The 12,612-nt window shown below is 60.2% G+C and carries 14 protein-coding genes; 6 read left to right on the top strand and 8 right to left on the bottom strand.

Annotation, left to right across the window (positions count from 1 at the left end):
* The first annotated feature begins 14 nt into the window (after positions 1-14).
* The 4 genes from KJS55_RS07450 to KJS55_RS07465 are packed head-to-tail and all read left to right on the top strand — an operon-like array spanning position 15 to position 2,777.
* On the top strand, positions 15-707 hold the full coding sequence (locus KJS55_RS07450) for a YggS family pyridoxal phosphate-dependent enzyme (protein ID WP_213543029.1): 693 nt from the start codon (positions 15-17) through the stop codon (positions 705-707).
* Positions 708-732: 25 nt separating this feature from the next.
* The gene (locus KJS55_RS07455; protein ID WP_187030150.1) at positions 733-1,167 is read left to right on the top strand and encodes a cell division protein SepF; all 435 of its coding nucleotides are present in this window, start codon (positions 733-735) and stop codon (positions 1,165-1,167) included.
* Between the two features lie 18 nt (positions 1,168-1,185).
* Positions 1,186-1,854, top strand: a complete 669-nt coding sequence (locus KJS55_RS07460; RefSeq protein ID WP_187030152.1) for a DivIVA domain-containing protein — start codon at positions 1,186-1,188, stop codon at positions 1,852-1,854.
* 47 nt (positions 1,855-1,901) lie between these two features.
* A complete protein-coding gene (locus KJS55_RS07465; RefSeq protein ID WP_213543030.1) occupies positions 1,902-2,777 on the top strand; it encodes an HAD family hydrolase in 876 nt (291 codons plus the stop codon).
* A 256-nt stretch (positions 2,778-3,033) separates the two neighbouring features.
* Here the strand turns inward: KJS55_RS07465 and KJS55_RS07470 are convergent, their stop codons facing one another.
* Both KJS55_RS07470 and hemW read right to left on the bottom strand, forming a co-directional pair.
* Positions 3,034-4,017, bottom strand: a complete 984-nt coding sequence (locus KJS55_RS07470; protein WP_213543031.1) for a putative ABC transporter permease — start codon at positions 4,015-4,017, stop codon at positions 3,034-3,036.
* 13 nt (positions 4,018-4,030) lie between these two features.
* A complete protein-coding gene (gene hemW / locus KJS55_RS07475; RefSeq protein WP_213543032.1) occupies positions 4,031-5,242 on the bottom strand; it encodes a radical SAM family heme chaperone HemW in 1,212 nt (403 codons plus the stop codon).
* Positions 5,243-5,370: 128 nt separating this feature from the next.
* On the opposite strand from hemW, the gene spoVAC reads away from it, so the two are divergent.
* Entirely contained in the window at positions 5,371-5,808 is a 438-nt protein-coding gene (gene spoVAC, locus KJS55_RS07480; protein WP_213543033.1) for a stage V sporulation protein AC, read from the top strand.
* Between the two features lie 127 nt (positions 5,809-5,935).
* On the opposite strand, the gene KJS55_RS07485 is transcribed toward spoVAC, so the two are convergent.
* From KJS55_RS07485 to KJS55_RS07505, 5 genes are all read right to left on the bottom strand, one after another.
* Positions 5,936-6,184 carry a helix-turn-helix domain-containing protein gene (locus KJS55_RS07485; protein WP_187030162.1) on the bottom strand — a complete coding sequence of 83 codons (249 nt, stop codon included), beginning with the start codon at positions 6,182-6,184 and terminating at the stop codon, positions 5,936-5,938.
* A gap of 225 nt (positions 6,185-6,409) precedes the next feature.
* Positions 6,410-7,798 carry a YfcC family protein gene (locus tag KJS55_RS07490; RefSeq protein WP_213543034.1) on the bottom strand — a complete coding sequence of 463 codons (1,389 nt, stop codon included), beginning with the start codon at positions 7,796-7,798 and terminating at the stop codon, positions 6,410-6,412.
* A complete protein-coding gene (gene argF, locus KJS55_RS07495; protein WP_213543035.1) occupies positions 7,795-8,793 on the bottom strand; it encodes an ornithine carbamoyltransferase in 999 nt (332 codons plus the stop codon). Before argF ends, KJS55_RS07490 begins: the two co-directional genes overlap by 4 nt.
* A 49-nt stretch (positions 8,794-8,842) precedes the next feature.
* Entirely contained in the window at positions 8,843-10,066 is a 1,224-nt protein-coding gene (gene arcA / locus KJS55_RS07500; RefSeq protein WP_187030166.1) for an arginine deiminase, read from the bottom strand.
* Positions 10,067-10,536: 470 nt separating this feature from the next.
* On the bottom strand, positions 10,537-10,812 hold the full coding sequence (locus tag KJS55_RS07505) for a hypothetical protein (RefSeq protein WP_213543036.1): 276 nt from the start codon (positions 10,810-10,812) through the stop codon (positions 10,537-10,539).
* Between the two features lie 374 nt (positions 10,813-11,186).
* On the opposite strand from KJS55_RS07505, the gene KJS55_RS07510 reads away from it, so the two are divergent.
* Positions 11,187-11,369, top strand: a complete 183-nt coding sequence (locus tag KJS55_RS07510; protein ID WP_213543037.1) for a helix-turn-helix domain-containing protein — start codon at positions 11,187-11,189, stop codon at positions 11,367-11,369.
* A gap of 504 nt (positions 11,370-11,873) precedes the next feature.
* Here KJS55_RS07510 and KJS55_RS07515 read toward each other — a convergent pair.
* The gene (locus tag KJS55_RS07515) at positions 11,874-12,569 is read right to left on the bottom strand and encodes a GntR family transcriptional regulator (RefSeq protein WP_187030170.1); all 696 of its coding nucleotides are present in this window, start codon (positions 12,567-12,569) and stop codon (positions 11,874-11,876) included.
* Positions 12,570-12,612 lie beyond the last annotated feature (43 nt).

The raw sequence follows: 12,612 nt of genomic DNA on the forward strand, positions 1-12,612 counted from the left end.
AAAGGGTGGAAAAGATGAGCATTGCAGAGAGAATTGCCCAGGTGCGTGCTGAGATCGCGCGGGCCGCCCGGGCCGCCGGGCGGGACCCGGGGGAGATCACGCTGGTGGGAGCCAGCAAGATGACGGACGCGGCCGCCTGCCGGGAGGCCGTGGCCGCTGGGATTGACGCCCTGGGGGAAAACCGGGTGCAGGAGATGGTGAAGAAGCTCTCGGAGCACGCCTATGACGGGGTGCCGCTGCACTTCATCGGCCATCTCCAGCGCAACAAGGTGAACAAGGTGGTGGGTCAGGCGGCGCTGATCCAGTCCGTGGGCTCCCTTGCGCTGCTGGCGGAGATTGAAAAGACGGCGGCAGCCCGGGAGCTGACCCAGGAGCTTTTGCTGGAGGTCAACATCGGCCGGGAGGCGGCCAAAAGCGGCTTTTTGCCGGAGGAGGTCTTCGCCGCGGCGGAGGCGGCGCTGGAACATCCCCATGTGCGGATTCTGGGCCTGATGACGATCCCCCCGGCAGACGCGGATCGGGATGCCAATATGCGGTATTTTGAGCAGGTACGGACACTTTATGTTGACATCAATGCAAAATTGTTCCATAATGAATTGAAACACCTCTCCATGGGTATGAGCGGTGATTATGCCGATGCCATTGCGGCCGGAGCAACCATGGTCCGGGTGGGCACCGCGATTTTCGGCGCGCGCCACTACCTTTGAAGACACCAGATAAGGAGGCTTTGCCATGAGTTTCATTGATGAGCTGAAAAAGCTGACCCACCCCTATGAGGACGAGGACGAGGAATTTGAGGACTTTGAGGACGATCCCCGGAGGGATGCGTTTGAGGACCGCCGGTCCAAAATCGAGGACCGCCGCAACAAGGTGGTGAATATTCACGCAACAACCCAGCTCAAGGTGGTGCTGGTGAAGCCGGAGCGGTTTGAAAATGCCTCTGAAATTGCCGACCAGCTCAAGGACAAGCGCACAGTGGTGCTGAATCTGGAGTCTACCAACAAGGATGTGGCCCGGCGTCTGATTGACTTCCTCTCCGGTGTTGCCTACGCCGGCGAGGGAAAGATCAAAAAGGTGGCCGCCAACACCTATATCATCACGCCCTATCACGTGGATATTGAGGGCGACCTGATTGACGAGCTGGAAAACAACGGTCTGTATTTTTAACAGGGAGGACGAGAAACCATGCTGACTCCACAGGAGGTCTCCACCCATGCCTTCACCAAGGCGGTGATGGGAGGATACAATATGGCCGCGGTCGACGAGTTTTTGGACGAGCTGACCGACGACTACACGGCTTTATATAAGGAAAACGCCACGCTGAAGGCCAAGCTGAAGGTTCTGGTGGAGAAGGTGGAGGAATACCGCGCCACAGAGGACTCCATGCGGGCGACGCTGCTGACCGCCCAGAAGATGGCCGACTCCATCGTGCATGAGGCGGAGGCCAAGCGGGACCAGATGCTGGAGGAGGCCAGGAGCGGCGCCCAGGAGCGGATTTCCCAGTATGGCTCTGAGCTGGAGGCCGCCCAGGAGCGCCTGCGCCAGGGACAGCAGGAGCTGGCGGAGTTTATCCGCGCCAGCCGGGAGCTGTGCGAGCGGGAGCTGCGGTTTTTAGAACAGCTGCCCCAGGCAGAGGTCCCGGCAGCCGCGCCGGAGGCGGAGCCGCCGGTGGAGGAGATTGAAGAGCACGTGATGGCGGCCTTTTCCCCCCAGGAGGTGGAGCAGCCCGCCGAGCCGGAGACCCCCGATTACCCGGAGGGCGACCCCTTTGCCCCGGAGGATGACCTGGAGGCCACCCGCCGCATCAATCTGGACGAGCTGAAATTTGGCCGCAACTACAGCGGAGAAAAATGAGGAAAAGCGGCTCGCAAGAGCCGCTTTTTGAAAAGGAGGCCCGCCTTATGCAGCTTCCCATTGCGGCGTTTCTCTATGACTTTGACAAGACCCTCTGCACCACCGATATGCAGGACTACGCCTTTATCCCCTCTCTGGGCATGACCCCGGCGGAGTTCTGGTCGGTGGCAAACGACTTTGGCCGCCGCCACCGGATTGACAGCGTCCTGGCCTATATGTACACCATGATTCAGGAGGCGGAGCGGAGGGAATTGCCCTTTACCAGGGGAGACCTGGTGGAGAAGGGCCGGGACATTGTGCTCTTTCCCGGGGTGGAGGACTGGTTCCGCCGGGTGAACGCCTTTGGCGAGGAACAGGGCGTCTGGGTAGAGCACTACATCATCTCCTCCGGGCTGCGGGAGATCATTGAGGGCTCCTCCATCAGCGCCGCGTTCAAGGAGATCTATGCCAGCGAGTTTTATTACGACGAGACGGGACGTCCGGTCTGGCCCAAGCTGGCGGTCAATTTCACCGCCAAGACCCAGTTTGTCTACCGCATCAACAAGGGGGTGTTGGACGTCTCCGATGACAAGACCCTCAATGACTCCATGCCGGACGACAGCAAGCGGGTCCCCTTCCACAACATGGTCTATGTGGGGGACGGCCTCTCGGACGTACCCTGCATGAAGATGATGCGGGCCTACGGCGGTCAGGCCATCGCCGTGTACCAGGAGAGCAACCGCTTGGGCGTGGAGGATTTGCTGGCAAAGGGCCGGGTGGATTTCATCTTCCGGGCGGACTACAGCGAGGGCACCGCCCTGGATGCAACCGTGAAGGATATTATCCGCAAGATTGCCATCCTGGACCGCCTGGGCGAGGAGAATGTGCAGCAGCTGCGGAGTATCGGCGGCGATGTGCTGCAGGGGCAGGTGGGACTCTTTTGAAGTCCGGCCTCTTTATGGAGGGAAAGAGCGGCCCGCCTTTTGGCGGGCCGCTCTCCTGCTTGCGGGGAGCCTGCCGGCGCTAAATCCGAGGGCTTCCGCGGACTGCCGCGTGAAAAAGGACCGCCGGAGGCGGTCCTTCGAGACTGTTGAAAAAACGGAGAGGGAGATCCCTGCGAAAGAGACCGGGGCTTCCATCACCCGTTTCTCAGACGGGTTCAGTGGTTTGAAACACGGCCGCAGATTGGAGAGCGCGGCCTTATTTCTCGTCCATCCTCCGCAGGGCGTCCAAAACCTCCTGGAGGCCGCCTTTCGTCCTGGCGCTGGGGTTTCCGCGCAGAATCCGCAGGGACTGGCGCAGGGACTTGGCGGTGCGCTCCCGCAAGGCCGCCTGCCGGGTGCGGACCTTTTCCAGCAGTTCGTCCAGCTCATCGCTCTCCGGCAGTCTGGCACGGCAGTGCTCCAGCGTTTCAGCAATGGCGGAGAGCGCCTCCAGCTTGGCGCTGGTGCGGCGCCGGAAGGCAGCCTCAATCCGCTCCTGGCGGCGGCTGCGCCGGGCGGCCTGGGCCTCCCGCAGCCCCGCCTGAATACGCTCTTGCAGTGTATCCACCTCCGTCCGCTCCCGGAAGCGGCGCAGATCATCCTCGGCAAAGGCGGCGATGATCTCAGCGCGCCTTGCAAGGCGGCGCAGGTCTTCGTTTTCCTCGGTGAGCTTGACCAGCATTTCCCGCAGGTCCAGGGCCGCCTGTACAGAGCGGACCACATCCACGGTAAACGCCGCGGTGAGGGCCAGGGCCAGCGGGTCCACGACCCAGCTGGGCACGTCCGCCAGCAGCCGCCCCACCGGGGGATGCACAAACCGGACCAGCAAGATGGAGAAAAAGCCCCAGGCAATGGAGCTGCTCAGGCAGATATAGCCATGGAGGTTGAAGCGGTGTTTGGAATAGTCCCAGTAGCGGACCTGAAATAGCCGCTCCATGGCGGCGCCCACCACATATTCCAGCGCTGTGGCGGCCAGCATGCCCAGAAGCCACACCAGCCGCAGATCGTTTTCCACCGGCAGCGTGACAAAGAGGATGAGAATGGCCCCGAAGCCGTAAATGGGCAGAAGCGGGCCATGGAGAAATCCCCGGTTTACCCACCGCCGCTGGCAGAGGGAGACGTAGCAGGACTCCCATACCCAGCCGCAAAAACAGTAGAAAAAGAACAGCAGGACCCATTGGCCCGTGGAATAGATATGCATGAAACAACTCCTCTCAGTCCAGGCGGACCCGAAAATCTCCCCGGGCGGCGGCGTCCGCCCGCTGGCGCTTTTCCTGGGCCAGGGCATCCAGCAGCCCGCCGATGATTTGGTTGGATACGAGAAAGCCTTTGGGCGTCAAGCGCCAGCACCCCGCCTCCTCCACCGCGTAGCCGGAGCGGCGGCACTCCTCCAAAAAGGGTAAAAAGCAGGTAAAGCGCCGGCGGAAGCGGGTCTCGAACTCCTTGGGGTCCAGGCCCTGGACCGTCCTGGCGCGCAGCATTAGCCACTCGGTGTCCCGCTCCAGGGGCGGAATCCGCTCGCTCTCCGAGAGCATGGGCGTGTGGTCCCGGACGCCCCGGATGTAGCCCTCCAGATTCCGCTCGTAGGCGTAGCGGGCGCCGCCGAAGTCGGAGTGCGCCCCGGGGCCGAAGCCCGCGTACTCCCCCAGCGTCCAGTACTTGAGGTTGTGGCGGGACTCCCGTCCGGGCTTTGCGAAATTGGAGATTTCATACTGGCGGTAGCCATACTGAGCCAGGAATTCCACAGCGTAGAGGTACATCTCTGCCTGGGCGTCATCGTCCGGCAGGTCTGCGCTCTCCCGCCGGGCAAAGAGAGGGGTCCCCTCCTCCACCTTCAATCCATAGCAGCTCAGATGTTCCGGCTCCAGGTCCACGGCGGCGGAGAGAGACTCCCGCCACTGAGAAAGGGCCTGGCCGGGCAGGCCGTATATCAGATCCAGAGAGAGATTTTGAAACCCGGCTTTTCGGGCCGCCTCCACGGCGGCGCGGACCTGGCCCATGGTGTGAATCCGGCCGATCTCCCGCAGCAGCCCGTCATCGGCGGCCTGCATCCCCAGGGAGAGACGGTTGAAGCCCGCCTTGCGCAGCGCCCTGAGAGCCTTCCAGTCCCCGGCGGAGTCGGGGTTCGCCTCCAGAGTGACCTCCGGCTCCCTGGCAAGACGGTATTTCTTCTCAATGAGCTTCAGGAGCCGGGCCAGCCGCTTCTCCCCCAGGCAGCTGGGGGTGCCGCCGCCAAAGTAGACGGTGTCCACCGTGTAGCCGGAGACAAAGGGTGCCGCCTCCGCCAAATGGGCGCGGAGGGCCGCGGTATAGTCGTCCATGCGGTCCTCCCGGCCCGCCAGAGAGTAGAAATCACAGTAAGAGCACTTTTGCCGGCAGAATGGAATATGAATATACAGGCCCAGGGGCCTGAGAGCAGGTTTCATTTGGTTTGCCTCCCGACCCCGCCGGGCGGCGGGGCAAATATTTATCAGTGTACCGCGTTTTGCCGTGATTTGCAATACATACTCACGGCGGGGCTGGGGCATACTGGGCATGAAAGGAAGTGTTTCCAGTGGATCTCACACCCAAGGAATACCAACAGTATGTGGAGCAAAAGGCAAAAAAGTCCCCCATCGTCAAAGATACGGCGCTGGCCTTTGTGATCGGCGGGTTCATCTGCGTGCTGGGTCAGGCCATCCAGACGGCCTGGGGCGCCGCGGGCCTTGGCAAGGAGGACGCCGGTACCGCCACCTCCTGCACGCTGGTATTTCTCTCCGCCCTGCTGACGGGCCTGAATCTCTACAACAAGCTGGCGCGCTTCGGCGGCGCGGGAACTCTGGTGCCGATCACCGGTTTTGCAAATGCCGTGGTCTCCCCTGCCATCGACTTTAAAAGCGAGGGATTTGTCACCGGCATGGCGGCAAAAATGTTTACCGTGGCCGGACCGGTGATCGTGTTCGGCACACTGGCGTCCGTTATTTATGGAATTCTTCTGAAGCTGTTTGGATAACCCCCTGCAAAGCCGACAATGCCGCCCAGATTGGGCGGCATTGCTGTCGGCGGCGAGGAGGCCACGGGAGGACGCCGAAGGGCGCCGCAAGCGCAAAAGATTGCCGCCCAGACCGGGCGGCAATCCATTATTCCTCAAACAATTTAGAGACGGAAATTTCCAGGGCTCTTGCAATACAAAAAAGCGTGTATAGGGAGGGTGCGTGGATGCGGTCGCCGTTATTGGCCTCCAGCTGGCTTAGGAAGCTCCAACTGCACTCCGCCCGGTCCGCAAGCTGTTCTTGGGTGTAGCCTCGTTTTTTTCGGTAGTAAGCGATTTTCAGGCCAAGGAGGCGATACTCTTCCCGAAAAGCTTCTTTTTGTTCCTCTTTCCGCATGTGCGCCCCTCCCCTCTTTCCTATCATGGTATCATTTGGGAAATCTGATTTTTATAGGTTATCCACCTGGATATATATGTAAATCGCATGTGTCTTTCAAATCGGTGCAAAATCAGATGGGAGAAGCAGACCTGCGGAACGCGCCTGACTTGGCGTTTTTCCGCAAGGACCGGAGAGGCTGAATCCAAAACAGGGGAGCGCGGGAGCCGCCGCGCTCCCCTGTCCTCATCCAAGCGCCACACCGACAATCAAAAACACCAGTGTCAGCACCAGAAAATATAACATCAGCTTCCAGACATATTTGACCCACCGATCGTAGGGAACGTGCCCCAGGGCCAGGGCGCCCATCACCACCGCAGCGGTGGGGGTGATGATGTTGACAAGGCCGCTGGCAGACTGGAAGGCAGTCACCACCAGGTCTCCGCCCACCCCGGCGAACTTGCCCAGGGGCGCCATGATGGGAATGGAGAGCGTGGCAAGTCCGGAGGAGGACGGGATCAGAATGGTCAGCGGCAGGTAGATGAGGAATACCAGCAGCACAAAGCTGATGGACCCGGCGCCTGCCAGGGCTTCCTCACCCCAGTGGAGCACGGTGTCGGTGATGGCGCCGTCGTTCATCAGCACCGTGATGCCCCGGCTGATGCCGATGATCAGCGCGACGCCCAGAAGATCCGCGCAGCCGGCCACAAAGGTGTCCGCGATCTCATCTTCTCTCTGGCGGTCGATCAGACCGATGATGACGCCGCTCACCAAAAACAGGGCGCTGAGCTCCGGGAACCACCAGCCGAGAACCGGCAGCGGCAGGCCCATCTCGTCAAAGGGAATGACGGCGTAGACCATCAGGAGGAACGTCAGGGTAAAGACCGCCATGATGACCTTCCGCTTGGGGGTAAAGGGCACCGTCTCATCCATTGCCACGTGAATGTTTCCGGAGCCCACGCCCACCACGGATTTGGAGGGATTCTTTTTCACCTTGGCCGCGTAGGCCATCACAAACCAGATGGCGGCGGACTCAAAGACAATCCACTGAATGATCCGCAGCAAAATGCCATCCCCCAGGGACACCCCGGCAAAGCCCGCCGCGATGCCCGTTGCAAAGGGGTTCACCGTGGAGCAGATGACGCCGGCCCCGGCGCCCAGCAAAATAACGGAGATGCCCACCACCGCGTCATAGCCCGCCGCAAGAAACACCGGAATCAGCAGCGGATAAAAGGCCATGGTCTCCTCCCACATGCCGTAGGTGGTGCCGCCCAGGCCGAAGAGCAGCATCAGGATGGGGATGAGCCACTTCTCCCGGCCGCCCAGGCGCTGGATGATGCTGGCGACGCCCGCATCCACCGCGCCGGTTTTCATCACAACGCCCAGGAACCCGCCCACCATCAGAATGAACACGCACACATCCACGGCGTCGTAAAAGCCGGAGAAGGCCGCCTTCAGCACATCGCCCACCCCCTGGGGGTTCGGGTCCACCGCGTGGTAGGTGCCCGCCACAGGCACGCCGTCCACGTAGTCATAGGCGCCTGCCGGGATCACCCAGGTGGCCGCGGCCACCAGGATGATCAGCAGAAAGAGGATGGTATAGGCGGTGGGCATGCGGAATTTGGAGTCTTTCACTTGCCGATGGTGGCAACCATCACGGCCTTGATGGTGTGCATCCGGTTTTCCGCCTCGTCAAAGACGACGCTGTGGCGTCCGCGGAACACCTCGTCCGTGACCTCCCGGATATCCACGCCCTTGTCGTGCCACTCCTTGGCAAGCTTGGTCTCAAAGTCGTGGAAGGAGGGCAGGCAGTGCATATAGAGGACCTCTGGATTGCCAGTGGCCTTCAGGGTTTCCTCCGTCACCCGGTAGGGGGAGAGAAGCTCTGAGCGCTTGGGGATCAGCTCTTCCTCGCCCATGGAGGCCCAGATGTCGCCGTAGATCACGTCCGCGTCCTTGATGTCGTTCATGTTGTCGGTGATCTCGATGAGGCCGCCGGTCTCCCGGGCGGTGGCAAAGGTGGACTTCACGATCTCCGGGTCCATCTGCTTAGCCAGCTCCTCCGGGCCGATGCCCACAAAGTGCATGCCCATCTTGGCCGCACCGATCATCCAGGCATAGCACATGTTGTTTCGCACGTCGCCGGGGAAAACCACCTTCACCTTGTTCAGGGGCTTGTGGACGTGCTCCTCAATGGTCAGCATGTCCGCCAGAATCTGGGTGGGGTGGTCCGCGTCGGTCAGACCGTTCCACACGGGTACGCCGGCGTACTTTGCCAAGTCCTCTACCACCTTCTGGTCAAAGCCACGGTACTCGATGCCGTCAAAGAACCGGCCCAGCACCTTGGCAGAGTCCTCCAAGGACTCCTTCTTCCCCATCTGGGAACTGCCCGCGTCCAGATAGGTCACGTGGGCGCCCTCCTGAGTGGCCGCCACCTCAAAGGAGCACCGGGTGCGGGTGGAGGTCTTTTCAAAGAGCAGCACGATGTGCTTGCCCTGCATGGTGGGCTCGCACACGCCGCTGCGGCGCTTGGCCTTCAGATCCCGGGCCAGGTCCAGCAGGTAACGGATTTCCGCGGGGGTAAAGTCCGCCAGAGTCAGAAAGCTCCGGCCTTTCAAATTGACTGCCATGATGAATTTCTCCTTCAATTCGTTGTTGGTTGACAGGGAGGTGCGCCCCTCAGGGGTCCTCCCTCCACAGGGGCATGCTCATGCACCGGGGGCCGCCCCGGCCCCGGCTCAGCTCCGCGCTGGGGATGGTGTGGATGCGGATGCCCGCCTCCTCCAGGGAGCGGTTGGTGACATAGTTCCGGGAGTAGACCACCACCTCGCCGGCGCCGATGGCCAGCGTGTTGCTGCCGTCGCTCCACTGCTCCCGGGCGGCGTCGATCTCGCTGCCCTCTCCGCAGGGGATGAGGGTGACGCGGTCCAGGTTCAGGTGTTCCTTCAGGATGTCCTCCAGCCGGCCGTCCTCCTGGCGGATTTTCACCCGGCGGTTCTCGTCCAGCTCCATGACAAACACGGTCAGCTGTCCGAGGATGTTGGGGTGAACGGTGAACTTGTCCCGGTCCACCATGGTAAAGACCGTGTCCAGGTGCATGAAGGAGCGGGTCTTGGGGATGTTAAAGGCCAGGATTTTCCGGAAGGTCTTGCTCTGGGAGAGCACCGTCTCCGCCAGAGCGTCAATAGAGTCCTCCTGGGTCCGCTGGGAGATGCCTACCGCCAGCACCTGGGGGGAGAGCACCAGAATATCGCCGCCCTCCAGGGAGCTGGTCTCGCCCCGGTCGTACCAGCGGGGCGCGTTGCGGTACTCCGGGTGGTGCTCAAAGATGAATTTGCCAAAGAGGGTCTCCCGGTTTCGGGTGGCGGTGTGCATTTTGTGGATAGAGACGCCGGTGCCGATGGTGGCAAAGGGGTCCCGGGTAAAATAGAGGTTGGGCAGAGGGTCCACCGCGAAGGGGTAATCGTCCCCGGCGGCGGAGAGATAGTCCCCCAGCTTTCCGCCCGTAACGCGCAGCTGCCCTTTGCGCACGCCGGCCATCATGGCGGACACCATTTCCTTGTCCGACATGCCGCCAAAATAGTCCGCCAGCAGGCCGCGGGTCCGCTCGTCCAGGGTCCCGGCCTCGTCCAGGAACTGGCGGATCAGGTCCTGGCGCACCTCCGGCGAGGTGAGGGAGCCCACCACCAGGTCCGTGAGGTACACCACCTCCACCCCCTGGTTTCGCAGACAGTCCGCAAAGGCGTCGTGCTCCCGCTGGGCCTCCTTCAGATAGGGGATATCGTCAAACAACAGCCGTTCCAAATACTCCGGCATCAAATTCTCCAGCTCCGCGCCGGGCCGGTGCAGCAGCACCTTTTTCAGCCGCCCGATCTCGGAGGTATTATGGATTCCAGTCTCCAAATGGGTTCACTCCTTTTTTGAATCACTCCGGGATTAGGGTCTGTGAAATTTTCAGTTTCATACGTGGAAAATTGATTTTTTTGGCCGCCATGGGAGGCGGGGGGTCGTCCGATGGGATGGATATAGGCTATGTTGATAGCCTGGCAATCCACCCCCCATTTTCTTTTCGTCTTGCCGAAAAGAAAACGGGCCGCACCCGCAGGGGGTATGCCGCATCCGTAAGCGGCACAGCCGCCAACGGCTGCGCAATGGACGGTCCAAAAGAAAAGACGCTGGGCGCGAACTTGCACATGCGTGCAAGTTCGCTTAAAACGGGGGTATTCCGAATATGTGCCGACTGGAATCGGGAATCTTCTACCGGCTCGCGCCATTCTCCGGCATTTGAAGTACATTTCCCCGCGGGTTTGGTTTGGCGGAGACTTCGTTGGGGGTTCCGGACACCCGTTGCTTCTCTTTCCGCTGGCGCTCCCCTATGCGTAATGGGGAGCTAGGGTGTTGGGGGGGGTGCGCAGGAGCTGGGATGCTCGCTGTTCCAGCGCGGTTTCTCTGGAATAACCGAGAAAGAGATGCAGAAAACGGCTGTCGTCGTAAGCTTCTTGCAGGAGACGGCGGGCAAGAAGGATTTGAGGCGCGGCGCCCCATGTCCGCGCCCGCTCCAGGCCCGCCACGCGCAGGCTTAGCTGCCAGCGGAGAAGCCCTAAAATGGCCCGCCATCGCTCTGGCTCAATGTTTCGATATTTCCGCATCTATCGTTCCCTCCTTCTGCCCCGATTCTATCAGGAAATTTCGTCCCAAAAGACCCGCACCGCAGGTCATTTTCAAATTTCCCGAAAATTTTCCGCCCCGCAAGCACCAGGGCAGCGCCAGCGGAAAGAGAAGCAACGGGTGTCCGGAACCTCCAACGAAGTCTCCGCCAAACCGAACCCGCGGGAGCCAGTCCTCCGCGACGGAACACGTCCGGCGCGAGCCGGCAAAAGATTTCCGATTCCAGTCGGCACATATTCGGAAGACCCCCGTCTTAAGCAAACTTGCACGCACGTGCAAGTTTGCGCCCAGCGTCTTTTCTTTTGGACCGTCCACAGCCCGTTTTCTTTTCGGCAAGACGAAAAGAAAATGGGGGGTGGATTCCTCCGACAAAGTCGGAACCACTCAGCCAGCGGACTGGCTGCCGCTGCAAGGCATTGAGTTCAATAAGAACACGGTGCAGTGCATTGAGAGTGGAAACCGCTTTGTGACGGATTTGGAACTCAAGGCAATCGCACAGGTGCTTGGCGTTACGGCTGACGAGCTTTTATCAGAGTAAAGGGAGAGGCATCGCCTCTCTTTTATTCATATTTGCCCAGGTGCGCCTTTTCCGCTCCTTCGTTTTCCACACGCACCAAGGCAGCGCCAGCGGAAAGAGAAACAAAGGGTGTCCGGAACCTCCAACGAAGTCTCCGCCAAACCAAACCCGCGGGGAAATGTACTTCAAATGCCGGAGAATGGCGCGAGCCGGCAGAAGATTCCCGATTCCAGTCGGCACATATTCGGAAGACCCCCGTTTTAAGCGAACTTGCACGCACGTGCAAGTTTGCGCCCAGAGTCTTTTCTTTTGGACCGTCCACGGCCCGTTTTCTTTTCGGCAAGACGAAAAGAAAATGGGGGTGGATTGCCAGACTATCAACATAGCCTATATCCATCCCATCGGAAAGCTCCCCGCCAGCGCGCAAAAAAAGAGAGAGGCACATGCCTCTCTCTTTTTATCCGCTCTCTTAGGCGCTTCAAAGCCATTCAAACAGACTCCGGTTCTGTCTGAATGGCTTTCTTTTTAGGGCGAAATGGTTCCCGTCGTCCGGCCGGTGTTAACCAGCCAGTTCAGCATATTCAGCGGCAGCTGGATGTGCTTTTCCAGCAGGGCCTTGACGCCCGCCTGGTTTCCCGCTTCCAGCAGTTCGACAATGCGCACATGCTCTTGATAGGCGTTTTGGACGGTGGCCAGCTCCATATTGGCCATCCGGTACATCTGATAGGTGGTCTCAATGCAGCGGCTGCTCTGATACACCCGCAGAATTTCCGCGTTTTGCGCCAGGCGAATAATAATCGAGTGAAAATTGGCCTCGGTTTTCATGGCCTTGTCGTAATCTCGGGGGCCGATGTCCTGATAGCCCTCCACGGCGCTGCGCAGCTCCTGGACTGCATCGGAGTCAAACACCATGTTCCGGATGACCGCATCCACAGAAAACAGCTCGATCATCAGCCGCAGTTCCAGAGTATCACGAATCATTTTCACCGATAATTTCTTCACGAAAATTCCGTGCTGGGGAACTGCGTCCGCATATCCCTCCGCGGTCAGGCGGTTGACTGCCGCCACAACAGGCGTGCGGCTGATGCCAAGCCGGTCGGCAATCTCCTGCGTGATCAGTTTCGCGCCTGGTGGATAGACGCCTCGTTCAATGGCGTGCTTGATCTCTTCATAGGCATATTCCGACAGAGACGGCGCTTTTTTAATGGTTTCTTGAGCCATAGCAGCCCCCTTCCGCATCTCTTGATATCCCCGTGGAGAAATC

Source organism: Pusillibacter faecalis, from assembly GCF_018408705.1.
Taxonomy (GTDB): Bacteria; Bacillota; Clostridia; order Oscillospirales; family Oscillospiraceae; genus Oscillibacter; species Oscillibacter faecalis.

Coding starts and splice junctions, on each gene's coding strand:
- KJS55_RS07450 (WP_213543029.1), top strand. CDS start 15: ATGAGCATTGCAGAGAGAATTGCCCAGGTGCGTGCTGAGATCGCGCGG.
- KJS55_RS07455 (WP_187030150.1), top strand. CDS start 733: ATGAGTTTCATTGATGAGCTGAAAAAGCTGACCCACCCCTATGAGGAC.
- KJS55_RS07460 (WP_187030152.1), top strand. CDS start 1,186: ATGCTGACTCCACAGGAGGTCTCCACCCATGCCTTCACCAAGGCGGTG.
- KJS55_RS07465 (WP_213543030.1), top strand. CDS start 1,902: ATGCAGCTTCCCATTGCGGCGTTTCTCTATGACTTTGACAAGACCCTC.
- KJS55_RS07470 (WP_213543031.1), bottom strand. CDS start 4,017: ATGCATATCTATTCCACGGGCCAATGGGTCCTGCTGTTCTTTTTCTAC.
- hemW (WP_213543032.1), bottom strand. CDS start 5,242: ATGAAACCTGCTCTCAGGCCCCTGGGCCTGTATATTCATATTCCATTC.
- KJS55_RS07485 (WP_187030162.1), bottom strand. CDS start 6,184: ATGCGGAAAGAGGAACAAAAAGAAGCTTTTCGGGAAGAGTATCGCCTC.
- argF (WP_213543035.1), bottom strand. CDS start 8,793: ATGGCAGTCAATTTGAAAGGCCGGAGCTTTCTGACTCTGGCGGACTTT.
- KJS55_RS07505 (WP_213543036.1), bottom strand. CDS start 10,812: ATGCGGAAATATCGAAACATTGAGCCAGAGCGATGGCGGGCCATTTTA.
- KJS55_RS07515 (WP_187030170.1), bottom strand. CDS start 12,569: ATGGCTCAAGAAACCATTAAAAAAGCGCCGTCTCTGTCGGAATATGCC.